General features: G+C 73.0%; 23 protein-coding genes and 2 tRNA genes. 12 read left to right on the top strand and 13 right to left on the bottom strand.

Features of this window, described 5'->3' with window-relative positions; translation table 11 throughout:
* Positions 1-70: 70 nt before the first annotated feature.
* From ACI3EY_RS08895 to ACI3EY_RS08885, 3 genes are read left to right on the top strand one after another with little or no spacing between them, the layout of a single operon-like run.
* A complete protein-coding gene (locus ACI3EY_RS08895; RefSeq protein WP_405040170.1) occupies positions 71-799 on the top strand; it encodes a FadR/GntR family transcriptional regulator in 729 nt (242 codons plus the stop codon).
* Entirely contained in the window at positions 796-1,296 is a 501-nt protein-coding gene (locus tag ACI3EY_RS08890; RefSeq protein ID WP_405040169.1) for an acyl-CoA thioesterase, read from the top strand. The genes ACI3EY_RS08895 and ACI3EY_RS08890 overlap by 4 nt, the downstream gene beginning before the upstream one ends.
* Positions 1,293-1,952, top strand: a complete 660-nt coding sequence (locus ACI3EY_RS08885; protein WP_405040168.1) for a hypothetical protein — start codon at positions 1,293-1,295, stop codon at positions 1,950-1,952. The genes ACI3EY_RS08890 and ACI3EY_RS08885 overlap by 4 nt, the downstream gene beginning before the upstream one ends.
* A 70-nt stretch (positions 1,953-2,022) precedes the next feature.
* Here the strand turns inward: ACI3EY_RS08885 and ACI3EY_RS08880 are convergent, their stop codons facing one another.
* A complete protein-coding gene (locus ACI3EY_RS08880) occupies positions 2,023-2,565 on the bottom strand; it encodes an ArsR family transcriptional regulator (protein ID WP_405040167.1) in 543 nt (180 codons plus the stop codon).
* A 58-nt stretch (positions 2,566-2,623) separates the two neighbouring features.
* Between ACI3EY_RS08880 and ACI3EY_RS08875 the strand changes: the two genes are divergently transcribed.
* Complete coding sequence (locus tag ACI3EY_RS08875; protein WP_405040166.1) at positions 2,624-3,904, top strand: MFS transporter; 1,281 nt, start codon at positions 2,624-2,626, stop codon at positions 3,902-3,904.
* A gap of 32 nt (positions 3,905-3,936) precedes the next feature.
* Here the strand turns inward: ACI3EY_RS08875 and ACI3EY_RS08870 are convergent, their stop codons facing one another.
* Genes ACI3EY_RS08870 through ACI3EY_RS08860 form a run of 3 tightly spaced genes read right to left on the bottom strand, consistent with a single transcriptional unit; the run spans position 3,937 to position 8,387 of the window.
* Complete coding sequence (locus ACI3EY_RS08870; RefSeq protein WP_405040165.1) at positions 3,937-5,625, bottom strand: glycoside hydrolase family 13 protein; 1,689 nt, start codon at positions 5,623-5,625, stop codon at positions 3,937-3,939.
* Between the two features lie 24 nt (positions 5,626-5,649).
* Positions 5,650-6,057, bottom strand: coding sequence for a globin (locus ACI3EY_RS08865; protein ID WP_405036059.1), 408 nt, complete (start codon positions 6,055-6,057; stop codon positions 5,650-5,652).
* A gap of 26 nt (positions 6,058-6,083) precedes the next feature.
* Complete coding sequence (locus ACI3EY_RS08860; protein ID WP_405040164.1) at positions 6,084-8,387, bottom strand: hypothetical protein; 2,304 nt, start codon at positions 8,385-8,387, stop codon at positions 6,084-6,086.
* Positions 8,388-8,493: 106 nt separating this feature from the next.
* On the opposite strand from ACI3EY_RS08860, the gene ACI3EY_RS08855 reads away from it, so the two are divergent.
* The gene (locus ACI3EY_RS08855) at positions 8,494-9,813 is read left to right on the top strand and encodes an FUSC family protein (protein WP_405040163.1); all 1,320 of its coding nucleotides are present in this window, start codon (positions 8,494-8,496) and stop codon (positions 9,811-9,813) included.
* Here ACI3EY_RS08855 and ACI3EY_RS08850 read toward each other — a convergent pair.
* Genes ACI3EY_RS08850 through ACI3EY_RS08840 form a run of 3 tightly spaced genes read right to left on the bottom strand, consistent with a single transcriptional unit; the run spans position 9,773 to position 13,098 of the window.
* Positions 9,773-11,623 carry a hypothetical protein gene (locus ACI3EY_RS08850; protein WP_405036062.1) on the bottom strand — a complete coding sequence of 617 codons (1,851 nt, stop codon included), beginning with the start codon at positions 11,621-11,623 and terminating at the stop codon, positions 9,773-9,775. The genes ACI3EY_RS08855 and ACI3EY_RS08850 overlap by 41 nt on opposite strands.
* On the bottom strand, positions 11,620-12,135 hold the full coding sequence (locus tag ACI3EY_RS08845) for a SigE family RNA polymerase sigma factor (RefSeq protein ID WP_405036063.1): 516 nt from the start codon (positions 12,133-12,135) through the stop codon (positions 11,620-11,622). The genes ACI3EY_RS08850 and ACI3EY_RS08845 overlap by 4 nt, the downstream gene beginning before the upstream one ends.
* Before the next feature lie 57 nt (positions 12,136-12,192).
* Positions 12,193-13,098, bottom strand: a complete 906-nt coding sequence (locus tag ACI3EY_RS08840; protein WP_405040162.1) for a mechanosensitive ion channel family protein — start codon at positions 13,096-13,098, stop codon at positions 12,193-12,195.
* Positions 13,099-13,207: 109 nt separating this feature from the next.
* Between ACI3EY_RS08840 and malQ the strand changes: the two genes are divergently transcribed.
* Positions 13,208-15,379, top strand: a complete 2,172-nt coding sequence (gene malQ / locus ACI3EY_RS08835; RefSeq protein WP_405040161.1) for a 4-alpha-glucanotransferase — start codon at positions 13,208-13,210, stop codon at positions 15,377-15,379.
* A gap of 127 nt (positions 15,380-15,506) precedes the next feature.
* Here the strand turns inward: malQ and ACI3EY_RS08830 are convergent, their stop codons facing one another.
* Both ACI3EY_RS08830 and pepN read right to left on the bottom strand, forming a co-directional pair.
* Positions 15,507-16,586 carry a type IV toxin-antitoxin system AbiEi family antitoxin domain-containing protein gene (locus ACI3EY_RS08830; RefSeq protein ID WP_405040160.1) on the bottom strand — a complete coding sequence of 360 codons (1,080 nt, stop codon included), beginning with the start codon at positions 16,584-16,586 and terminating at the stop codon, positions 15,507-15,509.
* Between the two features lie 273 nt (positions 16,587-16,859).
* A complete protein-coding gene (gene pepN, locus ACI3EY_RS08825; protein WP_405040159.1) occupies positions 16,860-19,448 on the bottom strand; it encodes an aminopeptidase N in 2,589 nt (862 codons plus the stop codon).
* 68 nt (positions 19,449-19,516) lie between these two features.
* Here pepN and ACI3EY_RS08820 point away from each other — a divergent pair, with 68 nt between their 5' ends.
* The 3 genes from ACI3EY_RS08820 to mgtE are packed head-to-tail and all read left to right on the top strand — an operon-like array spanning position 19,517 to position 22,004.
* Positions 19,517-20,164, top strand: a complete 648-nt coding sequence (locus tag ACI3EY_RS08820; protein WP_405036068.1) for a mycothiol-dependent nitroreductase Rv2466c family protein — start codon at positions 19,517-19,519, stop codon at positions 20,162-20,164.
* A gap of 17 nt (positions 20,165-20,181) precedes the next feature.
* The gene (locus ACI3EY_RS08815) at positions 20,182-20,649 is read left to right on the top strand and encodes a ribose-5-phosphate isomerase (RefSeq protein WP_405036069.1); all 468 of its coding nucleotides are present in this window, start codon (positions 20,182-20,184) and stop codon (positions 20,647-20,649) included.
* The gene (gene mgtE / locus ACI3EY_RS08810) at positions 20,646-22,004 is read left to right on the top strand and encodes a magnesium transporter (RefSeq protein ID WP_405040158.1); all 1,359 of its coding nucleotides are present in this window, start codon (positions 20,646-20,648) and stop codon (positions 22,002-22,004) included. The genes ACI3EY_RS08815 and mgtE overlap by 4 nt, the downstream gene beginning before the upstream one ends.
* Here the strand turns inward: mgtE and ACI3EY_RS08805 are convergent.
* From ACI3EY_RS08805 to ACI3EY_RS08795, 3 genes are all read right to left on the bottom strand, one after another.
* Positions 22,001-22,300: an antitoxin gene (locus ACI3EY_RS08805; protein WP_405040157.1), complete on the bottom strand. Its 300-nt coding sequence runs from the start codon at positions 22,298-22,300 to the stop codon at positions 22,001-22,003. The genes mgtE and ACI3EY_RS08805 overlap by 4 nt on opposite strands.
* Positions 22,301-22,397: 97 nt before the next feature.
* Positions 22,398-23,000, bottom strand: a complete 603-nt coding sequence (locus tag ACI3EY_RS08800; RefSeq protein WP_405040156.1) for an SIMPL domain-containing protein — start codon at positions 22,998-23,000, stop codon at positions 22,398-22,400.
* A gap of 32 nt (positions 23,001-23,032) precedes the next feature.
* Positions 23,033-23,103 (bottom strand) — tRNA-Gly (locus ACI3EY_RS08795).
* 83 nt (positions 23,104-23,186) lie between these two features.
* Here ACI3EY_RS08795 and ACI3EY_RS08790 point away from each other — a divergent pair.
* Positions 23,187-23,260, top strand: a tRNA-Pro gene (locus tag ACI3EY_RS08790).
* A gap of 107 nt (positions 23,261-23,367) precedes the next feature.
* Positions 23,368-24,792: a trigger factor gene (gene tig / locus ACI3EY_RS08785; RefSeq protein ID WP_405036502.1), complete on the top strand. Its 1,425-nt coding sequence runs from the start codon at positions 23,368-23,370 to the stop codon at positions 24,790-24,792.
* A 50-nt stretch (positions 24,793-24,842) separates the two neighbouring features.
* Here the strand turns inward: tig and ACI3EY_RS08780 are convergent, their stop codons facing one another.
* Positions 24,843-25,784, bottom strand: a complete 942-nt coding sequence (locus tag ACI3EY_RS08780) for a DMT family transporter (protein ID WP_405036073.1) — start codon at positions 25,782-25,784, stop codon at positions 24,843-24,845.
* A gap of 162 nt (positions 25,785-25,946) precedes the next feature.
* Here ACI3EY_RS08780 and ACI3EY_RS08775 point away from each other — a divergent pair, with 162 nt between their 5' ends.
* Positions 25,947-26,555, top strand: a complete 609-nt coding sequence (locus ACI3EY_RS08775) for an ATP-dependent Clp protease proteolytic subunit (RefSeq protein ID WP_405036074.1) — start codon at positions 25,947-25,949, stop codon at positions 26,553-26,555.
* Positions 26,556-26,578 lie beyond the last annotated feature (23 nt).

Here is a 26,578-nt window from a genome sequence, read left to right as displayed (position 1 = left end):
CATTGACATGCCACCTCACCGTACGGATACACTGCCGCAGCGTCAAGAACGAGGGACGGGAGGGCGCGCGTTGACCGGGACCGGACCGCCGCGGGCGTACCAGCTGGTGACCGGCTGGGTGGAGGAGCGGATCCTGGCCGGGGCGCTGACGGTCGGGGACCTGATCCCCGCCGAGCGCGACCTCGCGAGCACCCTGTCGGTGAGCCGCTCGGCGGTCCGCGAGGCGGTGCGCACGCTGCAGGCCCAGGGGGTGCTGGTCTCCTCGGTCGGCGCCGGGGGCGCCGGCGGGACCCGGGTGTCGGCACTGCCCTCGGGGGCGCTGACCCGGTTGCTGCGGATGCACGTCGCGCTGGCGAACTTCGCCCTCGACGACGTCCTCGAGGTGCGGGTGGCCCTGGAGCGGCTGTCCGCCCGGCTGGCGGCACCCCGGCTCACCTCCGACGACCTGGCGGCGATGCAGGCCTCGCTGCGGGCCATGCGGGAGGCGCCCACCCGGGACGACTTCAACGACGCCGACACCGCCTTCCACGTGGCGATCGCCGAGGCGGCCGGCAACCGCCTCGCCGCCGACACCACGGTCGCGATCCGGGAGTCGGTGCGGGCGCCCCTGCAGGCCGGCTTCGCGCGGCTGGACGAGCAGGACTACGAGCAGCTGCGGGTCGTCCTGCTCACCGAGCACGAGCAGATCTGCGCCGCGTTGGCCCGTGGGCAGGCCGAGGAGGCCGAGACGCTGCTCGAGGAGCACGTGCGTCGGGCCTGGGCCAGGCTCGGTCACGGGTTCGCGACAATGGAGGGATGAGTACCCCACTGGTCGACGTCCCCGGGTGCGCGGACGTCTTCCCGATCACCGTCCGCTGGTCCGACCTCGACGCCTACGGCCACGTCAACAACGTGCAGTACCTGCGGTTCTTCGAGGAGGCCCGGGTGTATGCCTTCAAGGCCTGGTTCGGCCAGGGCCGCGACCTCATCGACGAGGGGATGCTGGTCGCCTCCCAGGCCATCGACCACCTGCTCCCGATGGGCTTCGGCTACGGCCCGGCCCGGGTCGCCGTCTGGTGCGGCGGGGTCGGGGGTGCCAGCTTCGAGCTCGGGTATGCCGTGGCCGGCGTCGAGGGCGACGACGCCGTCTACGCCCGGGGCCGGGTGCACCTGGTCGCCTACGACCTGGGTGAGCAGCGCCCACGCCGCCTCGGTGCGCCGGAGCGGGAGGCGCTGGCCCGGGTCACCGCCCCGTCGCCGGTGCTGCGCGGGGACCGGCCGGTGGGTGGGGTGCCCCGGGGGAGCGAGCCCCGATGAGCGAGCTCAGCTTCCCGGACGGGGAGTCGCTGGCCGACCTCGCCACCTACGTGCGCCGGGCCGCCCGATTGGACGAGGACGGCGCCATCCGGCTCCAGGTCGCCGGGTCCGTGCTCGCCGCCTGGGTCTGCGTGCTGCCGGGCTCGGGGCTGCTGCGCAGCGGTCTGGTGCTGGGGCTGCGGACGATGCCGGTGGACCCCGCCGGTCAGGAGCAGGGGGTGGATGTCACCGTGCCGCTGGCCGGGGTGGCCGACCGGTTCGCCCGCCGCGCCGCCACCGGTGACGCCTCGACCCGGTTGTCGGTGCCGCCGACCACGGTGGCCCCCTCGTGGGCGGCGCTGTCCGCCCCCCGGGGCGGGTGGGAGCCGGTGCGGACGGTCTCGGTGGCCGGGCTGCTGGAGGTCGCCCGGGAGGGCATCGCCGAGGTGACCCGCGGGGCGCCCGAGGGATCGGGGTCCAGCGCGGTGGCCTCGCTGCGGGCGCGGGTCTGGGGCCGCGAGGTCGACGGGGTGCCTGCCGGTGCCGCGCTCGCGGTGCACGCCCTGGGCTTCGTGGGCGCGGACGACCCGGCCGTGGCACCGCCGGCGACGGTGCACCGCAGCGGGGCCTGGCTGCGGGTCTCGACCTCGGCCGGGCACGTCATCCTGCGTCCCTGACCACACTCCCCCCTCCGACCGGGCGTCGCCCCTGGTTGCCCTCAGCCCCACCGGGCGTCGCCCGTGGTTGCTACTCCTGCCGCGGCCGGCTGCTGGTGTCCCGGTGCAGCGCCAGGAAGAGCGACCACGGCTCCGCCTTCGGGTCGCGCGGCCGGTCGTGGAACTCCACCAGCAGCGCGTGCAACCGGTCCCGCAGCTCGTCCATGTCCGGTGCCGGGAGCCGCAGCCCCAGGCGGGTCAGCCCCCGCTCCTCCTCGGGCACCTGCTCGATCTCGCTGAGGAACGCCTCCAGCATCGCGCCGCCACCCCCGCCACCGCCGGGGGTCCGGGCATACCAGGACCGCCCCGTCGTGCGGTAGGGGATCTCGCGGGCGCCGCGGCGGCCCCGGCGCGGTTCCAGCGCCTCGAGGAAACCGGTGTCGACCAGGGTCCGGACGTGGTGCAACGTCGTCGCGGGGTTTTTGTCCACCGACTCGGCGATCTCCCGGTTGGTGAGCGGTGCGTCGAGGCACAGCCGCAGGATCCTCAGCCGAAGGCCCGATGCCAGCGCCCTGGCCTCGGCGTCGCTGGCCTCGAACGGCTCGTAGGTCCGGGGTCCCGGGTCAGGGCTCATACGCCCCATCCTACTAAGTGATTGACAAATCTCAATCACTTGCTCCAGGATCGTCCTCGTGACCACCCGCCGCCCCGCCAGCCTCTGGCGCCACCACGACTTCCGCCAGCTCTGGATGGGCGACACCGTCTCCGTCTTCGGCGCCCAGTTCGTCGGCTTCGCGATGCCGCTGATGGCCGTCCAGCTGCTCGGCGCCGACGCCTTCCAGATGGGACTGCTGGCGACCCTCGAGTCACTGGCCTTCCTGCTCATCGGGCTGCCCGCGGGAGCCTGGGTGGACCGCTGGCGCAAGAAGACGGTCCTGGTCCTGGGCGACCTGACCCGCGCCGCCCTGCTGCTCACCCTGCCGCTCGCCTGGCTCGGCGGGATCCTCTCGATGCCCCAGCTGTATGTCGTCGCGTTCGCGGTCGGGTGCATCACCGTGTTCTTCGACGTCGCCAACCAGTCCTACCTGCCCGAGCTCGTCGAGGGCGAGCAGATCAGCGACGGCAACGGCAAGCTGCAGGCCAGCCAGCAGACCGCGATGGTCGTCGGCCCGGCCGCCGCGGCGGCGATGGTGCGGTGGCTGGGCTCGCCGCTGACCATCGCGGTGACCTCGATCTGCATGGCGCTCAGCTCGCTCTTCGTCAGCCGCATCAGGCACCAGGAGCAGGCACCCGACCCGGCCGCCCGGCGTCCGCTGCGCACCGAGATCCGGGAGGGGCTGGCCTTCGTGCTCGGCCACCCGCTGCTGCGCCGGATCGTCGCCTGCACGGGCCTGTCGAACCTGGCGTCCTCCGCCATCTTCGCCCTCTTCGTGCTGTACGCCCTCACCACCCTCGACCTCGCCGAGACCACGCTGGGACTGGTGATGTCGCTGGGGGCGGTGGGCGGCCTGCTCGGTGCGGTCTCCTCGGGCTGGTTCTCCCGGCTGGTGGGGGAGGGTCGGGCCATCCCGGTCTCGGCCGTCCTCTTCGGGTTGGCCTCCTTCGCGGTGCCGCTGGCCAGCGTGCTGCCGACGGTGCCGACCCTGCTGGTCGGGAACCTGGTGCTGTCCTGGGCGGTCGTCGTCTACAACATCGCCCAGGTGAGCTTCCGGCAGCGGCTGTGCCCCAAGCCGCTGCTGGGCCGGATGAACGCCTCGATCCGCTTCCTGGTGTGGGGGCCGATGCCGATCGGCGCCTTCGTCGGCGGCATCCTCGGCCAGCAGCTGGGGCTGGTGCCGACCCTGTGGATCTTCGCCGGGATCAGCATGGCGGCCGCGATCCCCGTGCTGCTGTCACCGCTGCGGGGGATGCGCGACCTGCCACGTGCCCTGGATGCGCTGGCCGGGGACGACGCCGCCGCCCCCGCACCCTGAGTCAGGGGGCGGGGGCGGCAGGGAGTATGCGCTCAGCTGAGCCAGACGGTGGTGTCCTGACCGAGCATCCCCTCGTGCAGCCGCCCGCTGCAGACCAGCACGGAGGTGCCCTCGGGCAGGGCCACCGGCTCCTCGCCGAAGTTGGTGATCACGGTGACCGGGGTCCCGTCGCCGCGGGCGTTGCGGAACGCCAGCACCTCCGGGCCGAGGTCCAGCCACTCCAGGCCGCCGACGCCGAGGTCGTGCTCGCGCCGCAGCCGGAGCAGCGTGCGGTAGAGCTCCAGGGTCGACCCCTCGACACCCTGCTGCCGGTCCACCGCGAAGACCCCGTAGAGGTCGGGCTGGGGCAGCCAGCTCTCCTCGCCGGGGCCGAACCCGAAGGACGGGGCCGCGGCGGTCCACGGCATCGGTACCCGGCACCCGTCCCGGCCGGTCTCCTCACCGGCGGTGCGGTGGAAGGCCGGGTCCTGGCGGACCGCGTCCGGCAGGGCGGTGTGCTCGGGCAGCCCGAGCTCCTCGCCGTTGTAGAGGTAGGCGGAGCCGGGCAGCGCCAGCATCAGGGTCGTCGCGGCCCGCGCCCGACGCAGCCCCAGCACCGCGTTCGGCTGCGGCTCCAGCGCCCCGATGCCGTTCGGCCGGGGCGTGCCGACCGGCAGGCCCAGGCGGGAGGCGTGCCGCACCACGTCGTGGTTGGACAGGACCCAGGTGGTGGGGGCTCCGACGGCCTCGGCGGCGACCAGGGAGGCCTCGACGACCTCGGTGACGTCATCGACCCGCCACGGGCTCTGCAGGAAGTGGAAGTTGAACGCCTGGTGCATCTCGTCGGCCCGGGTGTAGCGCATCGTGCGCTCCTGGGTCGGCAGCCAGGCCTCGGCGCACAGGATGCGGTCCTGGGCCGGGTCGCCGGTCGGGTTGTAGGAGTCCAGCAGCCGCCGCCAGCCACGGTAGATCTCGTGGACGCCCTCCTGATCCCACATCGGGCCGAGGTGGGTGTGCGCCGTCTCGCCGTCACCGCCGTTGGCCATCACGGCCCGCCCGTGCCAGTCGGGCAGCTCGGGGTCCTTGATCAGGGCGTGCGCCACGTCGACGCGGAAGCCGTCGACACCGCGGTCCAGCCAGAAGCGGAGCACGTCCTGGAACTCCTCGACCACCTCGGGGTTGTCCCAGTTGAGGTCGGGCTGGGTGTCGTCGAAGAGGTGCAGGTACCACTGGCCGGGGGTGCCGTCCGGCTCGGTGACCCGGGTCCAGGCGCCGCCACCGAAGACGCTCTCCCAGTTGTTGGGCGGCTCGGTGCCGTCCCCGCGTCCCGGGCGGAAGACATACCGCTCCCGCTCCGGGCTGCCCGGCCCGGCGGCCAGCGCGGCCTGGAACCAGGCGTGCTGGTCGCTGGTGTGGTTGGGCACCAGGTCGATGACCACCCGGACGCCGAGCTCGTGGGCGCGGGCGATCAGGGCGTCGGCGTCGGAGAGGTCGCCGAAGAGCGGGTCGATGTCGCGGTAGTCGGCGACGTCGTAGCCGGCGTCGGCCATCGGGGAGCGGTAGAACGGGCTGATCCAGATGGCGTCCACGCCCAGCTCCGCCAGGTACGGCAGCCGGGAGGTGATGCCGGGCAGGTCACCCACCCCGTCGCCGTCCTGGTCCGCGAAGCTGCGCGGGTAGACCTGGTAGATGACGGCGTGGCGCCACCAGGGCGCCTCGTGCGGCAGGGGGTTGTGGGTCACCGCCCCAGCCTAGGAAGTGCGCGCTCAGTCCTCCAAAACGTTGACCATCGCCTGCGCGGCGTGCGCCATGTATGCCCGCATCTGCTGCTCGTCCAGGCTGTCCATCCGGTCGCTCACCGTGTCCAGGGCCGCGTTCATGTGGTGCAGCCAGCGGTCCCGCTGGGTGGGGGTGACCCGGAACGGCATGTGCCGCATCCGCAGCCGCGGGTGACCCCGCTGCTCGGAGTAGGTGGTGGGCCCGCCCCAGTACTGCTCGAGGAACATCCGGAAGCGCACCTCGGCCGGGCCGAGGTCCTCCTCGGGGTAGAGCGCGCGCAACGGAGGGTCCTGGGCCACGCCTCGGTAGAACTCGTGCACCAGGGTGACGAAGGTGTCGTGCCCGCCGACGCGTTCGTAGACGGTGCTGGGGCGCTCGGGCTGGGGGTGGGTCACGTCCCCATGGTGTCAAAGGCGTCCGGTCACGGCGCCAGCACCTCCACGGTGAAGTCCTCGTAGTCCTCGACCACGACGGTGAGTTCCTGATCGGCGGTCGAGCCGGAGCCGCCCATCAGGTTCGGCAGCTGGACGTCCGTGGTGACCGGTTGGTCCGTCCAGCTCGACCACCACCCGTCCGGGTGCTGCGGGGTGGCCGACGTGCCGTCGACGAGGAACTGCATCCGGCCCCGACCGGAGGTGGTGACCCGCACGATCATCGGCGGACGGTTCTCGAGCCCGACCGAGACCTGTCTGCCCTCGGTGTCGTCCTCGTCCAGCACCGCCACCGTCTCCGGCGGGGTCGAGCCGAACAGGTACTCGGAGGTCGGCTCCTCGTCGGGGCCCCAGGACTGGGGCGGCACCTGCGCCGCGGCGAAGTCGAACTCCCCGTACGGGACCGGCGCGTACACCAGGACAGTCGCGGGCGGCTGACCCGGGGCCGGGGGAGCCGCCACCGACAGGGCACCACCGGCGCCCTCCGGGGCCTGGCTGAAGCCGTGTCCCATGTTCTGCAGCGCCGAGTCCAGGTCCGGGGCGAAGTCCTGGTAGCGCACCTCGGGACCCTGGGTCACGAGCCCGTTGCTCCAGGGCAGGAACGTGTCCACACCCTCCGCGGCCACGCCGAGGACCATCGGGGCCGGCTCGTCCGGGTCCGCAGGGTCGAGGCCGCCGAGCTCGCGGAGCTGACCGTCCTGCGGGACGTCCCACTGCCCGACGAGGCGGTGGCCAAGGATGAGCTCCGGGGCATCGGTGTCGGCCACCGGGTCGAGGGCTGCGGTGTCCGGCTCCACCTGGGACGCCTCGGCGACCTGCACCTGGACCTGGTCGATCGGCGCCTCGGCCACCACCTCGACGACGACCTCACGCCGCTCCCCGGCCGGGGGCCGGGCGTCCTCCGGGATCTCGACCCGCAGCTCGGACCCTGCCGCATAGACCCACCACCGCCCGTCGCGCAGGTCGGGTCGCTGGGTGGACCAGTCGACCTCACCGGTGGCGGAGGTGTAGCGCTGGAGGTCCCCGTCGTCGGTGGCCGCGAGCCCGTCGACCTGCACCGAGACCGTGCCCCGCCCACCGGACCAGACCCGGAGGGTGCTGTCCGCACCGATCTCGACGGCCTGGAGCAGCCGCTGCTGCCCCATCTGGGCCGGGGCGTCGGCCGACTCGTCGTCGAGGACGACGGCGCCGTCCGCCGCGGAGGGCGGCTCGGCGTCGGTGCCACCGGGCAGCGGCGAGTTGATGGGCGAGGGGGCCTCGGCATACACGCCGAGGGTCGCCCCGCCGCCGGGCGGGAGGTCGCCACGCAGCTGCAGCTCCGCGGTCCCCGAGGGTGGCAGCGCGACGATCCGGGACACCGGTGGGCCGTCCTCGCGCCCGGCGCAGGGGATCTCGACGCTGCTCCCGTCCGCGGTGCTCACGTCGGCACGGGGGGTCTCGAGGTTGGCGTCCTGCGCGGGCGGCATGTCGCACCACAGCACCGCGAAGCTCGCGCCGGACCCCTGCCCGGCCAGCGTGACGTCCGTCGTCCCCCCGGCGTCGACCTCGACGCTCTCGCGCAGGGTGAGGCCCATCGCGCCCTGCGGCGGCTCGCCCTCGTCGGTCAGCTCCCACCCGGCCTCGGTGAGGTCCGGGCCGTCGGGGTCGGCGACGGCGGCGTCCTCGACCCCCGCCTCGTCCACGGCGTCGCCGGTGCCGAGGACGTCGCCGGAGGTGAGCGCATACCCGACGGCGAGCGCGAGGGCGACCGCGGCCGCTGCGGCGAGCCCCTGCCGTCGGCGCCGGTGCGAGGTGGCCGGGCGCGGGCTCGCGCTCACCTCGACGTTGCCGAGCGCGTCGCGCAGCGCCGCACCGGTGAGGGCGTAGCGGTCGGCGACGGCGGTGAGGGCGACGTCCACCCCCGGGGTGGTGGGCACCAGCGCCACCACCTTCGCGCGACGGACCCCGACCGTCTCGGCGACCTCGGTGTCGGAGGCACCCTCGACCAGGCTGAGGGCGGACGCCGCCCGGGCCCGGGGCGGCAGGGACCGCAGCACGTCCCCGGGGTCGCGGGGACCGTCGGGTGTCCCGGTCTCCGCCCGTTCCACCCGGCGCGGGGCAGCCCTCAGGTATGCGCGGACCACCTCGGTCCGCAGCGTTGTCCGGTCCGCCCCGGGGCGGGCGGCGAGTGCGTCCGCGGTCAGCGCCGTGGCGGCGTCGGTGCCGGCGACCAGCATCGCGGCGAGGCGGTGCAGCGCCGCGGCGTGCTCCCCGTGCCGGTCGTCGACGGTGCCCCCGGCGTCGTCCTGTCCCATCGTTCGAGGATGCCACGGGCTTCCTGACGGCGCAGGGTGGCGCCCGGGCGCCGGGCGCCGGGCGATGAGCGCGGACGCGCCGGGTCGTCGCGTGGTCTGATGGGGCATGGGGCAAGTGCGTGCCGTCCTCACCCGGGTCTGGGCCGGGCGTCCGACCTCGGTCCGGGCGTCGGCCTCGCGGGCGTGGCCGGTCCTGGTCAACCTGGTCCGGATGACCGTGGGCGGGGTGCTCGCCTACCTCATCACGCTGGTCGTCACCGACGGCCCGATCGACCTCACCGGCTCGTTGACCGCGCTGCTGGTGATGCAGGCCAGCGCCACCGGGTCGATGCGGATGGCCCTGGTCCGGGTCGGCGCGGTCGTCACCGGGGTCGGGGTGGCGCTGCTGGTCTCGATCTTCGTCGGGCTCACCTGGTGGTCGCTGGCGGTCGTCATCTTCTCCTCGCTCCTGCTGGCCCGGACCTTCCGGCTCGGCAACCAGGCGCTGGAGACCCCCATCAGCGGCATGCTCATCCTGGCCGCCGCCGGCCAGGAGATCGCCGCCGAGGTCCGGCTCACCACCACCCTCGTCGGGGCCGTGATCGGCATCGCTCTCCCGCTGCTGTGGCCTCCCGCGATCCCGGTCCCGTCGGCCTCGGGCGCAGTACGTCGGGTCGCCGCCGGGCTGGCGGCTGCCTTCCGGGACGCGTCCGTGCAGGTGGACGAGCGGCCGGTGACCCGGGACAGCGTGGAGGGTCACCTGGACGCGGTCCGCGCGGTCACCGGTGACATCGGCCGGGCCAGTGACGAGGTGAGCCGGGTCCGTGACATCTGGCGGTGGAACACCCGCGCCATCGGCCGGGCCGACGTGGGCCCGCTGCTGCAGACCGGGCTGGAGTCGCTGCAGGCCTGCGCGGCCGCCGCGCGGGCCCTCTTCATCGCGATGCTGAGGGAGGCGCCGGAGGAGGCCAGCGCCGACGCCTTCTCCGACGACGTGCGGTCCGCCTACGCGGTGGTGCTCGCCGACCTGGGGGAGTGCATCGACGCCTTCGGCCGGCTGGTCGAGGCCGAGACCCAGGGCGAGCAGGCGCAGCTGCACGAGGTGCTCGACGAGAACATCGAACTGCTGCGCGAGACCCGGGCGATCCTGACCGAGCTGATGCTCGCCGAGGTCGACGACACCGAGCAGTGGTTGCTGCGCGGCTCCATCCTGCGCGCGGTCGACGAGATCCTGCAGGTGCTGGACGCCCGGACCCGGGCGCGGAACCACGACCGCTGGCGGTCCACCCAGGGGGACCGGCCGCTGCCGGGTGCCACCACCGCCAGCGAGCTGGTGCCCCTGGACCGGGTGCTCCGATGGCCCGGCGTCGCCCGGTGGCCTGGCCGACGTCGGGCCACCGGGCAGGTCACTCCTCCACCTGCGCCGGGGCCAGCACCTCGAGGGTGAGGCTCCCCTCCGGGTAGCCCTCGACGACCAGCTCCATCTCCGCGCCCGGCGCGGCGCTCCGCTCGATCCCTGTGGTCAGCACCCGTGAGGTCTCCTGCGCGCTCCAGGCGCTCCACCAGTCGGCATCCGCCTCCGGCGCATTGCGGGCCGGGGCGTCCAGCACGTTCTCCCCGTCGGCGAGCAGCTGCAGGCGGCCCACCCCGGTGGTGGTCATCACCACGTCCCGGCTGCCCGGCGGCAGGGTGAACGTGGCACGGCCGTCCTCGAGGTCGGCCTCCGTCACCGTGGCCACCACCTCGGCGGGAACCTCCCGGACCTGCTCCGCGGACACCTCGGAGGGGAGCGCGGTGGCCGTCGCCTGGTCGAACTCGGAGAACGGCACCGGCAGGTATGCCGCGACGGTGCCGTCCTCGGCGTCCGGCCCCAGCGGCAGTTCGACTCGGGCCGTCGGGTCGCCGTCGAACCGGATGCCGACGTCGTCGCGCTGCGGTGCCTCCAGGGCGGTCAGTGCCGGCTCGCCGTCGACGCACGCACGCTCGATCCGCTCCCCACCGACCGTCAGGACGGCGGTGCCGGCCGTGACGGCATCGATGCCGGGGCAACGGAAGACCCAGGTCGGTGTCTCGCCCCGAAGGGAGGCCGGCAGCTCCAGCACGGACTCGCCGGCCGCCGACGGGACCTGCCAGGTCGCGACCCGGCGCATCCCGGCATACCGGTCGGGGAGGTCGTCGACGTCGTCGAGCGGTGCGAGCGCCTCCGCCTCGGACCCGGGCACCTCGGTGACGGCCACCTGCCAGGTCAGCGCCTGCGGAGCCAGGACCGCGACCTCCACCGTGCTGCCCACCTCGGCGAGGTCGCCGGCCAGTGGGATCTCCATCTGCTGACCTGCCGTGAACGAGGTGAGGTGCTCGTCCCGCAGGGCAGGATGCGCCTCGCGCCAGGTCTCGGTGCTGTCGCCGTCGTCGGTGAGCAGCGTCCCGTCCACCCAGACCTGCAGACGACCCGGCATCCCGGTCCACACCTGGAGGGTGCTGTTGTCGCCGACGGTGACATCGGCGGCGCGTACCCGGGTGGCGGCACCGTCGGGAGCGTCCTCCAGTCCGCTCACCAGGCGCTGCGCGGTGTCGGGGTCGATGACGACCGCCCCGTCCTCCGGGGCAGGTGCGGCCAGCGGCGGGTCGGGCCAGCCGGCGAAGGGGTACCCGGACCACTCCGCCTCCTCGTAGACGCCGAGCACGGCGGACGACCCCTCGGGCAGGTCGCCCTCCCAGGTGCCCGCCCACGGCTGGTCGGTGGGCGGCAGCGGCACCGGGGACACCTGGTCGGGAGTCCCGTCGTCGGACAGGCACGGCACGGTCACGTCGATCTGCGGCAGCCGCAGCCGAGGTGGCTGGATCGCCGGGTCGTCGACGGGCCCGGTGTCGCACCAGAGCACGGCGTAGCGCTGGGTCCCGCCGTCGGGGGAGGGCACCGTCGCCTCGCTCGCGCCCTCCAGTTCCGTGCTCTCCAGCAGGGTCAGCCCACCGGCCATCTCGGGGGGTGCACCGTCGGTGAGCGTCCACTCCTGCTCCGTCCCGAGGGTGTCGCCGGCAGGGGCGACGGCGGTCTGCTCGGGCCAGGCCTGGCCCACCACCAGGACACCGGCGGCAGCGGCGGCGACCCCGCCGGCCGCGATCCAGCCGGCGCGACGACGCCGGGCGGCACGCGTGCCGCGCAGCTCCGCGAGCAGGTCCTGCGGCGCAGGAGCAGGATGGTCCTGGGACAGCTGCCGCAGGGTCGAGCGCAGGTCCTCGGTCGTCGGTGCCATCATCGGGCCGTCCCTTCGTGATCGACGTGTTCCTCGAGGTACGAGCTGATCCGCAGCGACCCCAGGGCACGCGAGTGGTGTGACTTGACCGTGCCGAGCGCCACGTCCATGCAGGCGGCGGTGTCCGCCTCGGAGAGGTCGTGGAAGTAACGCAGCACCACGACGGCCCGCTGCGCGGCCGGGAGGTCGCCGACGGCCGCGGCCAGGTCCAGACGGGTCGCGGTGTCGACGGCCTCACCCGGAGGGGACTGCTCGGGCAGGTGCTCGGTCGGGACCTCCCCGTGCCAACGTCGGCGCCGGGAGCTGAGGAACTCGCGCACCAGGATGGCCCGCACGTACCCCTCCGGGCTGCCGGTGATGCGCCCCCAGCTGCGCCACGCCTTGAGCAACGCCTCCTGCAGCAGGTCGTGCGCCGAGTGGGGGTCGCGGGTCAGCAGCACCGCGGTGCGGTGCAGCCGATCGCTGCGCGACAGGACGAACTCGGTGAACGGTACCGGTGGGTCTGTCGTCGTCATGGGTACCTCCTTGCCCTGTCAGACGACATCGACCCGGAGAAAGGTTGTCCCCTCCGCTCAGGCGGGCGTGTCCCCCCAGGGGTTGATCCGCGGACCGCGGATGTTCGCCTGGTCGAAGGCCTCCTTGGCGCGCTCGCGGATGACGCGCGGTATGCCCCACTGCTCGCCCGGACGGCACTTGGCGAAGATCCGCAGCGTCATGGTGCCGCCGGAGACGGACTCGACCCCGGCCACCGAGGGCTCCTCCAGGAGGCGGTCGCTCCACTCGGGGTCGGCATACACGGCGGCGGAGACCTCCTTCAGCAGGGGAAGTACCCGTCGCGGGTCCTCGTCGTAGGCCACCGGGATGTCGATCGTGGCCACCGCCCAGCCCTGGCTCTTGTTGCCGATCCGGATGATCTCGCCGTTACGGATGAACCACACCACCCCGGTGGCGTCCCGGAGCCGGGTCACCCGGAGGCTGACCTCCTCGACGGTGCCCACGGCCTCACCGGTGTCGACCAGGTCACCGACGCCGTACTGGTCCTCGATGATCATGAAGATCCCGGACAGGAAGTCCTTGACCAGGGCCTGCGCGCCGAAACCGAAGGCGATGCCGCCGATACCGGCCGAGGTGAGCAGCGGGGCCAGCGGGAGCCCCAGCTCGGCCATGATCGTCAGCAGGGCCACCACGGCCACCACGAAGGTGGCGATGCTGCGCAGTAGCGAACCCATCGTCAGCGCCCGCTGGCGACGCCGCTCCTGACGGATCCCGGACGCCGAGCCGACCAACCGGTCGAAGGACGAGCGCTCGTGCTGGTCCGCCCGGTCGGCCGCGGTGCTGACCACGGTGCGGATCGCGCGGTGCGCCGCCCAGCGCACCACCAGCGCGAAGATCGCGATCAGGACGATCCGCAGGGGTGCGCCCAGGAGCCAGTCCCAGGTGGAGGCCCAGGTCGTGAAGGGCCAGTCGATGCTCAACATGTCTCCATTGTCCAAGGCCGTCCGGGGTGGTGCGTGCGGCCCGTCGGGGAGGGCAGTCCGAGCCTGACAGACTAGGTGCGACACCCGAATCCTCGAGAGGTTCCCGCACGTGACCGAGAGCTCCCCCCGCCTCGCCGACCTGGCCGAGGCCTACGGCATCGCCACCGAGTTCTGGGACTGGCACGGCGCCCGCACCACGGTCCCCGACGACACGGTCGTCGCGGTGCTCGCGGCGCTCGGTGTCGATGTCAGCGGCGCCGACTACATCGCCCGCGAGCTGGAACGTGCCGCGGAGCGACCCTGGCGTCGCCCGCTGCCCGCGGTGCTCGTGGTCGCGGAGGGGTCACCCGTCGAGGTGCCCGTGCACGTCCGGGAGGCCTCGGCGGTGCAGGCCGCGCTAACCCTCGAGGACGGCACCCGGACAGAGGTCGGGGTGCTGGCCGACCTCCCGGAGAGCCGCACCGTGGACGGGGCTGAGGTGTTCCGGCTGACCCTGGACCTGCCGCAGGACCTCCCGCTGGGGTGGCACGCCGTCGAGCTGCAGGCCGACGGCGGACAGGTGCGGATGCCGCTGGTCGTCACTCCCGCCCGGCTGGAGCTGCCCGACTCCCTGCAGGCCCCGGACGCCCAGGGCTGGGGACTGATGACCCAGCTCTACGCGATGCGCTCGTCGGACTCCTGGGGGATCGGGGACCTCGCCGACCTGGGCGACGCCGGGGCCTGGGCCGCTGGGCTGGGGGCGGACTTCGTGCTGGTCAACCCGCTGCACGCGGCGGAGCCGACGGGTGAGATGGAGCCCTCGCCGTACCTGCCCACCAGCCGCCGGTTCGTGAACCCCCTCTACATCCGCGTCGAGGACGTGCCCGAGGTGGCATACCTCTCGGCCGCGCAGCGGCAGCTCGTGGAGTGGCACGCGGACGACGCCAAGCGCTATCTCGACCTCGACACCCTCGAGCGGGACGCGGTCTGGCCGGCCAAGGAGGCGGCGCTGCGGATGATCTTCGGCCAGGCACGCTCGCTGCGGCGTGCCCGGCGGTTCCAGGCCTACGTGGAGCGCGAGGGCCAGGGGCTGGTCGACTACGCGACCTGGTGCGCGATCTGCCAGGAGCACGGCACCTGGTGGAGGCAGTGGCCCGCAGGGCTGCAGGACCCGCGCAGCGCGGAGGTCGAGGCATACCGCGACGGGCACATGCAGGAGGTCGAGTTCCACTGCTGGCTGCAGTGGATCCTGGACGAGCAGCTGGCCCAGGTGCAGCGCGACCTGCTGGACACCGGGATGAGCCTGGGGGTGATCTCCGACCTGGCCGTCGGGGTGCACCCGGACGGCGCCGACGCCTGGGGGCTGGGCGACGCGCTCGCCCGCGGCGTCACCGTCGGTGCGCCGGCGGACCAGTACAACCAGATGGGGCAGGACTGGTCCCAGCCGCCGTGGCGCCCGGACAAGCTCGCCGAGCTCGGGTATGCCCCCTACCGCGACATGGTGCGGGCGGCGCTACGGGACAGCGGCGGGCTGCGCGTCGACCACGTCATCGGGCTGTTCCGCCTGTGGTGGATCCCGCAGGGCGCCGAGCCGTTCCAGGGCACCTACGTGCGCTACGACCACGAGGCGATGGTGGGGATCCTGCTGCTGGAGGCGCACCGGGCCGGGGCACTGGTGATCGGCGAGGACCTCGGCACCGTCGAGCCGTGGGTGCGCGACCACCTGCGCGAGCGCGGGGTGCTGGGCACCTCGATCCTGTGGTTCGAGCGCGACTGGGAGGGCGACGGCCGGCTGCTGGACCCCGAGGACTACCGGGAGCTGTGCCTGGCGACGGTGACCACCCACGACCTGCCGCCGACGGCGGGCTACCTGGAGGGCGTGCACGTCGAGCTGCGCTCACGCCTCGGCCTGCTGGACCGGCCGTTGGCCGAGGAGATGGCCCAGGAGGAGGCCTCCCGCGACGAGGTGCTGGCGGACCTGCGGCGACGCGGTCTGCTGCGCGAGGGGGCGGAGGTCCCCGAGCAGGTGCAGGCGATGCACGCCTTCCTGACCCGCACACCGGCCAAGCTGCTCGGCGTCAGCGTCAGCGACCTGGCCGGGGACAAGAGGGTCATCAACCAGCCCGGGACCGACGAGGAGTACCCGAACTGGCGGGTGCCGCTGGCCGGTCCCGAGGGTCGGCCGGTGCTGCTGGAGGAGCTCGTCACCTGGCGCTCGGCCCGGCGCCTGGCCCGGACCGTCGCCCGCCCCGCCCCCACTGCCACTGCCACTGCCAACACCACCACCCCCGCCCCCACCTGACCGAGCGTCTGGTGGTGCCTGACCGGGCGTCTGGTGGTGCTCGACCGGGCGTCTGGTGGTGCCTGACCGGGCGTCTGGTGGTGCCTGACCGGGCGTCTGGTGGTGCCTGACCGGGCGTCTTGACGTGTCAGGCCGACCGACGACGCCGTGGCTTCCGCGCCCTCAGCGTCTCCATGTCGATGCAAGCCCGGGGCTCGTCGAAGGGCAGGCGACGCAGCTCGCCCTGCCACAGGGCGAGAGCCTCGATGTGTGGGACAGGTGTGGCGAGACGACGACGGATCCGGCCGGCGACCTCGCCGGCGTCGGCGATGATCTCGTCCGACATCCACCGGATGCCTCGTAGCCCGAGCGACTCCAGCGCAGCGTGACGCGCCGTCTCGTGGCCAAGATGGGTGAGCACGGTCTGCTCAGGTGTCGACCCGGGACCAGCTCCCATGAAGTACTTGGCCTTCCCGTCGGCCTCGAGAAAGGCACCCTCCTCCGGGAGGAGTCCGTCGACGCGTCCCCGGAAGCGCCCGTCCAGACCGTAGATGTCGACCTGGGACAGCGGCAGGGCGATGCCCTGCTCATGCAGGGCCGCGAATGAGAACGACTCCAGCCAGCTCTCACGGCGTGGGTCCGAGAGGGCCAGCGCCGCCAACGCTCTCGGTCGGCCACGCCACCGACGTTGACCGTCCAGGGTGCGGACGAGGGAGTCCCGGGTGACCGACCCTTCGCGCAGCGCTCCGTCCACGGCCGCCGTCCCGTGCGGCAGTCGGCGGGTCCGGGCCGTGTCCACGACGGTGCGCTCGACGGTCGTCACCCGGACCCCGGAGAGAGATTGCACCGGCGTCTCGCCCGAGTCGCAGTGGTGGATCACCAGGCCGGGCTTGCGGCGCGAAGTGGCGTACCCGTCCAGCGCGGTGATCTCCACGGGGCTGGCCGGTGAGATCGTCACCGCCAACCCGTGCACGAGAGCGGCGCTGGTATGACTGGCGACGTGTCCCGGATGCCGGCGCAGCTGGTGGTGGAGCCGGTCGAGGTGCTCGGCGACAGCGACCTCCCAGTCCTCACCGCCGGGGCATACCGGGACGCACGCGGCATACAGTCCCCGGCTCAGCCGTTCGACCAGGCCGGTGAGCAGGGCCTCGTCGAGATCGTGCCGGGAGACGCCCGCGGTGAGCGCCTCCGGTCGGGTGAAAGGACGCGGGAGGCAGGACAGATCCATATCTGGACGCTGGCGGCACGGAGACCGGAACGCCATACCCGGACCGCATCTGTGGACAGCGCAGCTGGGCCGTGACAGGGATGTGGACACTCCGGGACGCCCGGACCGGCAACCCGAGACGCTCGGTCGGGCAATCCGAGCCGTCCGGACCGGCAACCCGAGACGCTCGGTCGGGCAATCCGAGCCGTCCGGACCGGCAACCCGAGACGCTCGGTCGGGCAACCCGAGACGCTCGGTCGGGCAACCCGAGACGCCCGGTCGGGTGGGGTCGGCTCAGGTGGGGGTATACGCTGCGTCGGCGGCCTGGGCGGTCAGGGCCCGGGCCACGGTGTCCCTGTTCTCGGCCACCGTGCGACGCAGGCTGTTGGAGGCGTCGGGGTGCTCGACCAGCCATCGCTCGGTCGCGGCCAGCAGCTTCGGGCTGGCCAGGGCCAGCGGGTAGAAGCCGGTGGCCAGCGAGTTCGCGATGTGGTGGGTGCGCTCGCTCCAGACCCGGTCGATCACCTCGTGGTAGCGGGCGGCGAAGGGCTCGAGCAGCGACTCGTCGTGCACCCGTCCGAAGCCGAGCGCCATCGCGGCCAGCACCGAGTTGGACAGGCCCTGCGTCTCGACGGCGTCCACCCAGGCGGCCTCCTTGGCCTGCTCGGTCGGCATGGCGGCCCGGGCCCGGGCGGCCTTCTCGTGGCCGGTCGCCGTGTTGTCCCGCCGGCGCTCGGCGGCGATGTCCTGCTCACCGGCCGCACCGGCGGTCGCCAGCGAGGTGAGCAGGGCCCACCGCATGTCCTGGTCGAGGGTGAGGCCGGCCAGCTCGCGCTCGCCGTCCAGGAGGCCGCGCACCTGGGCCACGTCCTGCTCGTCCTGGGCGAAGGACACCCAGGCCGTGACCAGCTGCAGCTGGGCGTCGCTACCGGGCTCCGCGGCCTCGGCGGCGGCCCGCAGCCCGGCGGTCAGCTCGGCCACCACCGCGCGCCGGTTCACCGGCGCCGTGTAGGTCAGCGCTGCGGCGCTGGCCTGCTGGATGAGCACCCGGAGCAGGGTGGAGTCGGTCTCACCCGTCAGCGCCTGCAGCACCAGCCGCACGTAGTCGGTCGCCGCCATCTCGGCGTCCCGGGTCATGTCCCAGGCCGCGCCGAGGACCAGCGCCCGGGGCAGGGAGTCCTCGAAGGCCCGGATGTGACCCAGGGCCGTGGCCAGCGAGCGCTCGTCCAGCCGGATCTTGGCGTAGGCGAGGTCGTCGTCGTTGACCAGCAGCAGGTCCGGCATCGGCTCGCCGACGAGCTCGGGCACCGCGGTGCGCTCGCCGTCGACGTCGAGCTCCACCCGCTTCACCCGGCGCAGCACGCCGTCGGTCAGGGAGTAGCACCCCACCGCCAGCCGGTGCGGGCGCTGCGTCGGGTGCTCCTGGGGCGTGGTCTGGACCAGGGTGAGCGCCGAGATGGCGCCGTCCTGCCCGACCTCGACCTCCGGGGTGAGGGTGTTCACCCCTGCCGTCTCCAGCCATACCGTGCTCCACGACCCCAGCTCGCGCCCGCTGGTCGCCTCGAGCTCGACCAGCAGGTCGGCCAGGGTGGTGTTGCCCCACGCGTGCTTGGCGAAGTAGGCCCGCAGGCCGTCCCGGAACGGCTCCCTCCCCACGTACGCGACGAGCTGCTTGAGCACCGAGGCGCCCTTGGCGTAGGTGATGCCGTCGAAGTTCACCTCCACCGCGGCCAGGTCCACCATGTCGGCGGCCACCGGGTGGGTGGAGGAGAGCTGGTCCTGCTTGTAGGCCCAGGCCTTCTCGGCGGTGCCGAAGGTCGTCCACGCGTCCGCCCACCCGGTCGCCTCCGCCTGGGCGGTGGTCGAGGCCCACTCGGCGAAGCTCTCGTTGAGCCACAGGTCGTCCCACCAGGTCATCGTCACCAGGTCGCCGAACCACATGTGCGCCAGCTCGTGCAGGATCGTCAGCGCGCGCCGCTCCACGATGGCCTCGGTGACCTTGGACCGGAAGACGTAGTTCTCCACGATGGTCACGCACCCGGCGTTCTCCATCGCGCCCATGTTGTACTCCGGCGTGAAGATCTGGTCGTACTTGGTGAACGGGTATGCCGAGTCGAACTCCTCCTCGAAGAAGGCGAACCCGCGCTTGGTCACGTCCAGGATGTTGTCGGCGTCCAGGTGCTCGGTCAGGCTGCGGCGGCAGAAGACACCCAGCGGGACCTCGCCGGCGCGGGTGCTCACGCTGTCCCGGACGACGTCGTAGGGACCGGCGACCAGGGCCGTGATGTAGGAGGAGATGCGCGGCGTCGCCGGGAAGACCCAGGTCGCGAGCGCGTCCGCCGGCACCCCGTCCGCGTTGCGCGCCCCCGGCGCCGGGGCGGGCTTCGGGGTCGGCTCGTTGGAGATGACCTCCCAGTGTGCGGGCGCGGTGACGGTGAAGGTGAACGCGGCCTTGAGGTCGGGCTGCTCGAAGACCGCGAACATCCGGCGGCTGTCCGGCACCTCGAACTGGGTGTAGAGGTAGACCTCCCCGTCGGCGGGGTCCACGAAGCGGTGCAGGCCCTCCCCGGTGTTCATGTACGCACCGGTCGCCTCGACCCGCAGCTCGTTGCTCTCCTGCAGGTCGGCCAGCTCGATCCGCGCGTCGGCGAACACCGCCGCCGGGTCCAGCTCCACACCGTTGAGCACCACCCGCTCGACCGAGGGCCCGACGAAGTCGATCCACGTCGACGCACCCGGCGCACTGCAGGAGAAGTGCACGGTGCTGGTGGTGGCGAAGGTCTCCGCCCCGCAGGTGAGGTCCAGCACGACGTCGTAGGACTCGGTCGCCACGAGCTGGGACCGGGCGGACGCCTCGTCGCGGGTGAGGTTGGAGCCGGGCATGCAGATGTCTCCTCGTCGAAAGGGTAGGCCGGAGGGTCACCCGGCGCGCTACGTGACACGATGGTCGCATGAGCGCCGACACCTCCACCGCACGGTCCACCACCTCCGCCGAGATGTTCTTCGACCCGGCCTGCCCGTGGGCCTGGATGACCTCCCGCTGGATGATGGAGGCCGCGCAGGTGCGCGACCTGGACATCACCTGGTCCGTGATGAGCCTGTCCGTCCTCAACGAGGGGCGGGACCTGGACGAGGGCTACACCGCCATGCTCGAGCGGACGTGGGGACCGGTGCGCACCATCATCGCCGCGACCGAGGGCCTCGCCGACGAGGAGGCCAACACGCTGCGCAAGAAGATGTACGACGCCTACGGCCGGCGCATCCACCTGGACGGTCGCGGCAGCGAGGACCTGCCGGCGATCACCGCCGAGGTCGTCGAGGAGCTCGGGCTGGACCCGGCCCTCACCGAGGCGGGCACCAGCGACGCCCACGACCAGGCGCTGCGCGCGAGCCACCAGCGCGCGATGGACCTGGTCGGCGACGAGGTCGGCACCCCGGTCGTCTCGGTCGAGGGCGTGGCCTTCTTCGGCCCCGTCGTCACCCCGGCCCCCAAGGGCGAGGCCGCGGGCCGGCTCTGGGACGGCTGCCTGCTGGTCGCCGGCACCCCGGGCTTCTACGAGATCAAGCGGACCCGCTCCCAGGGCCCGGACTTCAGCTGACGACGAGGAGCAGCACGGTGCGCATCCACATCGGCGGCGACCACGCCGCCCACGAGCTGCAGCGCGACCTGGTCTCGTGGCTGGGGGACCAGGGGCACGAGGTCCTCGACCACGGTCCGCACGACTACGACGCGCTCGACGACTACCCGGTCTACGTGCTGCGGGCCGCCGAGGGCGTCGCCGCCGACCCGGGCTCGCTCGGCATCGTGCTCGGCGGCTCCGGCAACGGTGAGCAGATGGCGGCCAACAAGGTCGCCGGGATCCGCGCGGCGCTGGCCTGCTCGAGGGAGCTGGCCACCCTGGCGCGCCAGCACAACGACGCGCAGGTGGTCTCGCTCGGGGCGAGGATGCATACCCTCGAAGAGGCCCGCGAGATCGTCGCCGCCTTCCTGGACACCCCCTTCTCCGGCGACGAACGGCACCAGCGGCGCATCGACATGATGAGCCGCTACGCCGCGGACGGCACCCTCCCGCCGGTCCCGTGACGGGTCGTCGTCGCGCGGTCCCGGACGGGTCCGGCGACGACAGGGCCGGACGCGCGCGCAGCGGTGGCCTCCCCGGGCTGCGGACCCTGCTGAGCGGGGCCGACCTGCCCGCGGTGGTCGACGAGCTGGAGCGGATGGACGCCGCCCCCCGGGCCGGCGCCTTCGCGCTGCTGCCGCACCCGACCGCGGTGCGGGTGGTGCAGATGCTCGACACCGACCTGCAGGCCGAGCTGCTCGCCGCGATGCCCGAGGACCAGGTCCGCCGGCTGGTCGCCGACCTGGCCCCCGACGACCGGGCGCGCACCCTGGCCGGGCTCCCCGCCCCGCTGACCGAGCGCCTGCTCGGCGGGCTGTCCGACGCCGAGCGCCGCAAGACCGAGGCGGTGCTGGCCCACCGCCCGGAGACCGTCGGCCGGTGGGCCACCCCGGAGGTGGTGAGCATGCCGGACACCGCCACCGTCGGACAGGCGCTGGACGCGGTGCGCGCGGACACCGGTGACGCCGAGATGCTCTACGTGCTGCCGGTGGTCGACGAGCAGCAGCGGGTGGTCGGGGTGGTGTCGCTGCGCCGGCTGCTGGTCAGCGACCCGGGGTTGGCACTGAGCGCCGTCATGCGGGAACCGATCACCGCGCACGCCGACGACGACCAGGAGGTCGGCGCCAACGTGGTGCGGGACCACGGCGCGCTCGCCGTCCCGGTGCTGGACGACGACGGCCGCCTGGTGGGCCTGTTCACGGTGGACGACGCGATGCGGGTGCTGCAGATCGAGGAGGACGAGGACTCGGCGCGCTCGGCCGGCATGGAGCGGCTGCGCCGGCCCTACCTGGCCACCTCGGTGCTCGCCCTGGCCCGGAGCCGGGTGGCCTGGCTGTTCGTCCTGCTGGTGGCTGCGACGCTGACCGTCAACGTGCTGGACTTCTTCGAGGACAGCCTGGAGCAGGTGGTGGCCCTGGCGCTCTTCGTCCCGCTGCTGATCGGCACCGGTGGCAACGTCGGTGCCCAGGCCGCCAGCACCGTGATCCGCGCGGTCGCGGTGGACGACGTCCGCTTCCCGGACCTGCCCCGGGTGGTCGGCAGGGAGCTGGTGACCGGTCTGCTGCTGGGCGCCGCCCTGGCGGTGGTCGCCTACGTCCCGGCGCGCTTCTTCACCGACGGGCAGGTGGCCCTGGTGATCTGCCTGTCGCTGGTCGTCGTCTGCGCGCTGGCGGCGACGGCGGGCGGGATGATCCCGTTGCTGGCCAAGCGCGTCGGTGTCGACCCGGCGGTGGTGAGCGCGCCCTTCATCACGACCTTCGTGGACGCCACCGGGCTCGTCGTCTACTTCCTCATCGCCGGGGTCGTGCTCGGGATCTAGGGCCGGGTGGGCCCGGGCGGGACGTCCGGCCCGGGGGTGCCGTCCGGGCCGCGCCCGCCGTCGCCCGGCCCGGGGGCCTCACCGCCGTGACCGCCGGCGATCTTGTCCTTCTGCTGGGTGGCGAAGCCCTGCACCTTGTCGACCTTGTCGGCGTATCTGCCTCCGGTCTTGTCGTCCACGAAGGTGCCCGCGCGCTGGATCCCCTGGTCGATGGTGTCCGAGTGCTCCCGCGCGAGGTCCCTGGCCTTGGCGCTCGAGCGGCTGGCGAAGTCCTTGGCCTTGTCCACGAAGCTCATCGGCGGTGTCCCTCCTGAGGGCGCGCCCCCCGGCGGGGCGTCGCTGCGGCCATCGCACCACACGGCAGCACACCTGTCGACACGTGCGCAGGACGGCTCAGCCGAGTCCCCAGGCCACCTCGACGGTCACGGCCACCTCGTGGTCGGCGGGGTCGACGGGCGGCCCGGCGGCCCGCGACATCATCTCCACCCGGGGCGAGGGCCCCGGCCCCTCGGTGCCGGGCTCGCGGACCCACCGGGCCGGGCCGAGCGGCATACCGACCAGCCGTGCGTAGTGCTCCGCCTTGGCGCGCGCGTCCGCGACCGCGTCCGCACGGGCGCGCTCCAGCAGCGCCGTGGTGTCCGCGATCTCCGGGCGCAGCTGGTGCACGGTCAACCGGTCGCCGACCGCCTCGCCGAGGCGCTGGATCAGCTCCCCGGCCCCAGCCGGGTCCTGGGTGCGCACCCGCACCGACTGGTATGCCGTGTGCCCCACCTGCCGTCCGTCCCGGTCGGAGCGGGCGTGCAGGCCCAGCCCGTGCGTGGTGAGCCGGTGCCCGGGCAGGGCCGCGGTGGCGGCCTCCGAGGCCTCGGTGAGGGCGGCCAGCGCCGCCGTGACGGTGCGGCCGTGACCCTCCAGCTGCACGTCGACGACGAGCGCGTCCGGGGCCGCGGAGGCGCGGCCGGTGCCGGTCACGACGATCGAGGGGGGTGCGTCCATACGCCACAGCGTAGGCCCCGACGTCCTGTCGGAGCGGGTGACGGGAATCGAACCCGCGTAGCCAGTTTGGAAGACTGGGGCTCTACCATTGAGCTACACCCGCACGGCCGTTCCGAGGTGTCTGTCCGGTCGGCCGAGGAGTTAGTCTAAACCCTCCACACACCACGGCCACGACGCCGTTCAGCACGGGGTATGGCGCAGCTTGGTAGCGCGTCCGCTTTGGGAGCGGAAGGCCGCCGGTTCGAATCCGGCTACCCCGACCGCCTAGCATGGTGGGGATCGCGTGCCACGTCCGGGGCCGCCCCCGTGCGCCCGACGAGCACGACACACCCAGAACATCCCCGACATGACTACGGAGCACCCAGCAGTGAAGAGCGCTGTCGAGAACCTGACCCCGACCCGGGTCAAGCTGACCGTCGAGGTCCCCGCCGCCGACCTCCAGCCCCGGCTGGACGCGGCGTACAAGAGCATCGGCGCCAACATCCAGATCCCCGGCTTCCGCAAGGGGAAGGTCCCGGCGCGGATCATCGACCAGCGTTTCGGTCGTGGGTCGGTGGTGCAGGAGGCCGTCAACGAGGCGCTGCCCGAGTACTACACCCAGGCCATGCAGGAGAGCGGGCTGACCCCGCTCGGCCAGCCCGAGGTGAGCCTGACGTCGCTGCCGATGGAGGACGGCCAGGACCTGGCCTTCGACGCCGAGGTCGACGTGGTCCCCGCCTTCGAGATCCCGGACTTCTCCGGCATCGAGGTGCAGGTCGACCCGGTCGCGCTGTCCGAGGAGGACGTGCAGACCCGGATCGACTCGCTACGCGAGCGCTTCGGCACGCTGAAGACGATCAAGCGCAAGGCCAAGACCGGTGACCACCTGACGATCGACCTCAGCGCCAAGATCGGCGACGAGGAGATCGACTCGGTCACCGGCGTCTCCTACGAGATCGGCTCGGCCACCATGCTCGACGGCCTGGACACCGCGCTGCGCGGCACCAAGGCCGGCGACACCGTCGAGTTCACCTCCGCGCTGGCCGGTGGCGAGCACGCCGGGGAGAAGGCGGACGTCACCGTCACCGTGCAGGTCGCCAAGGAGCGTGAGCTGCCGGCGCTGGACGACGAGTTCGCCCAGATGGCCAGCCAGTTCGACACCATGGAGCAGCTCGAGGCCGACCTGCGCGAGCAGGCCGAGCAGGGTGCTCGCTTCGAGCAGGGCGTCGCCGCCCGCGACAAGGTCCTCGAGCGGATGCTCGAGCTGGTGGACATCCCCGTCCCGGACAGCCTGGTCGAGGCCGAGGTGCACCGTCACCTGGAGGGCGAGAGCCGCCTCGAGGACGAGGAGCACCGCACCGAGGTGACCGCCTCGACGATCAAGGCGATGCAGACGCAGTTCCTGCTGGACGCCCTCGTCAAGCGTGACGAGGTGGACGTCGACCAGAGCGAGCTCATCGAGTACATCATGATGACCGCCCAGCAGTACGGGATGAACGCCCAGCAGTTCGCCCAGCAGATCGACCAGCAGGGTCAGGTGCCCGCGATGGTCGCCGAGGTCGGCCGCCGCAAGGCGCTGGCGAACGTGCTCGAGGGCGCGACCGTCACCGACACCGACGGCAACGTGGTCGACCTGGACGCGATCGACCCGGGTGACGACGACGAGGAGAGCGACGACGCCGACGAGGCTGCCGACGCCGACAGTGAGAACGCCGAGGCCGCCGTCACCGACAGCGACGCCGACGTCGAGGACGACGAGAAGGACGAGGCGTCTGCCAAGGCCCCGAAGTCTTCCAAGGCGTCCAAGGCCTGAGGCCCCTCAGCTGACCGCCCGTCGACGTGCCCTGGCACGCCGGCGGGCGGTCAGTGCGTGCTGGCGGGGGACGGCGCCTCGAGACGCGCCGCGACCGCGGGCTGCCGGGCCCGACGCTCGTGCAGCGACAGGGAGACGACGGTGGCCAGCAGCAGGACGATCCCGACCCACTGGCTGGCGTCCGGCCGGCTGGCGAAGGCGAGCACGCCGATGACGGCGGCGGTGAGCGGGAACGCGAGCTCGGCGAGGGTCGCGCGCGACGCCGGGGTATGCCTCAGCGCCCGGTAGTAGAGGACCATCGCCAGCAGGCCTGGCACCAGCGCCAGCGTGATGATGCCCGGGGCGGCGGACAGCGGGACCTGCAGCGGTGTGCCGGTGAGCGCGGCGATGACGGCCAGCGTCGCCAGCCCCACCCCGAAGCGCAGGGCGGTCAGGTCCACGAAGCGCAGCTCGCTGCTGGCCCCCCGTCCGAGCACGGTGCCGCACGCCCACAGGGTCGCCGCCCCCAGCGCCAGCAGGGCCGACTGGGCCGAGCTGATGCCGACCGAGAACGGGTCCGCGAAGGTCATCAGCCAGGCACCCGCCAGCGCCGGAGCCAGGAAGAGCAGGTAGGAACGGCGCAGCCGCTCGCCCAGCAGCACCGCGGCCAGCGCGAGCGCGATGAGCGGCTGCAGCTTCTGCAGCACCTGCGGGGTGATCGGGTCGCCGAGCCGGAAGGCGGCGGTGAAGAGCGTCGTGGCCAGGGCCGAGCTGCCGGCACCGATGACCAGCACCGAGAGCCGGGTGCGCAGCGTCGTCCGCCGCAGGCGTCCCAGGGCCGGGACCAGCCAGGGCAGCAGCAGCACGGTGAGCAGCAGGTGCTCCCAGAACACGATCGCCAGCGCCGGCAGCTCCTGGGAGAGGGGGCCGCGCCAGAGTGCGGAGAGTCCCCAGAGGGAGGCGGCGAGGGCGACCAGCCAGGTGCGGTCGGCGCGGTGCGGTGTCACGGTCACCCGGCCAAGCCTGCCACCCCGGGGACCGGCCGCGCGCCGACCGGTCGGCGCTGCGCTCACGGCGAACAAGCCCACGGCGGGGGAGTTTCGCCGGAGGGCCGGGCGTTATGGTCGACAAGAGGCGACAGTGTCGCCGCACCGCAGACCAAGCGAGGGAAGCAGATGACTGAGGACACCACGATGGCCGAGCGTCCGGCGCCGGCCGGGCTCGACGACCAGATCTACAACCGGCTGCTCAAGGAACGCATCATCTTCCTGGGCTCCGACGTCCGGGACGACAACGCCAACGCGATCTGCGCACAGCTCCTGCTGCTCGCCGCGGAGGACCCGGAGAAGGACATCTGGCTCTACATCAACTCCCCGGGCGGGTCGGTGACCGCCGGGATGGCGATCTTCGACACCATGCAGTGGATCCCCAACGACGTCGCGACCGTCGCGATGGGCCTGGCCGCCTCGATGGGACAGTTCCTGCTGTCCGCCGGGGAGCCCGGCAAGCGCTACGCCACCCCGCACTCGCGGGTGATGATGCACCAGCCCTCGGGCGGCATCGGCGGCACCGCCTCGGACATCAAGATCCAGGCCGAGCAGATGCTGCACATCAAGCACCAGATGGCCGAGCTGATCGCCGAGCACACCGGTCAGAGCGTCGAGCAGATCACCCGTGACTCCGACCGCGACCGCTGGTTCACCGCGTCCGAGGCCAAGGACTACGGCTTCGTCGACCACGTCTACGAGCGTTCCGGCGACGCGCCGACGACGTCGACCTCCTGACCGGCCGCGACAGACGAGAGAGA

The organism is Serinicoccus shuyuelongi (genome assembly GCF_045032955.1).
Classification (GTDB): Bacteria; Actinomycetota; Actinomycetes; order Actinomycetales; family Dermatophilaceae; genus Ornithinicoccus.
Note: the sequence above shows the minus strand (reverse complement) of the source record. Positions and strands in the feature narration are given on the sequence as shown.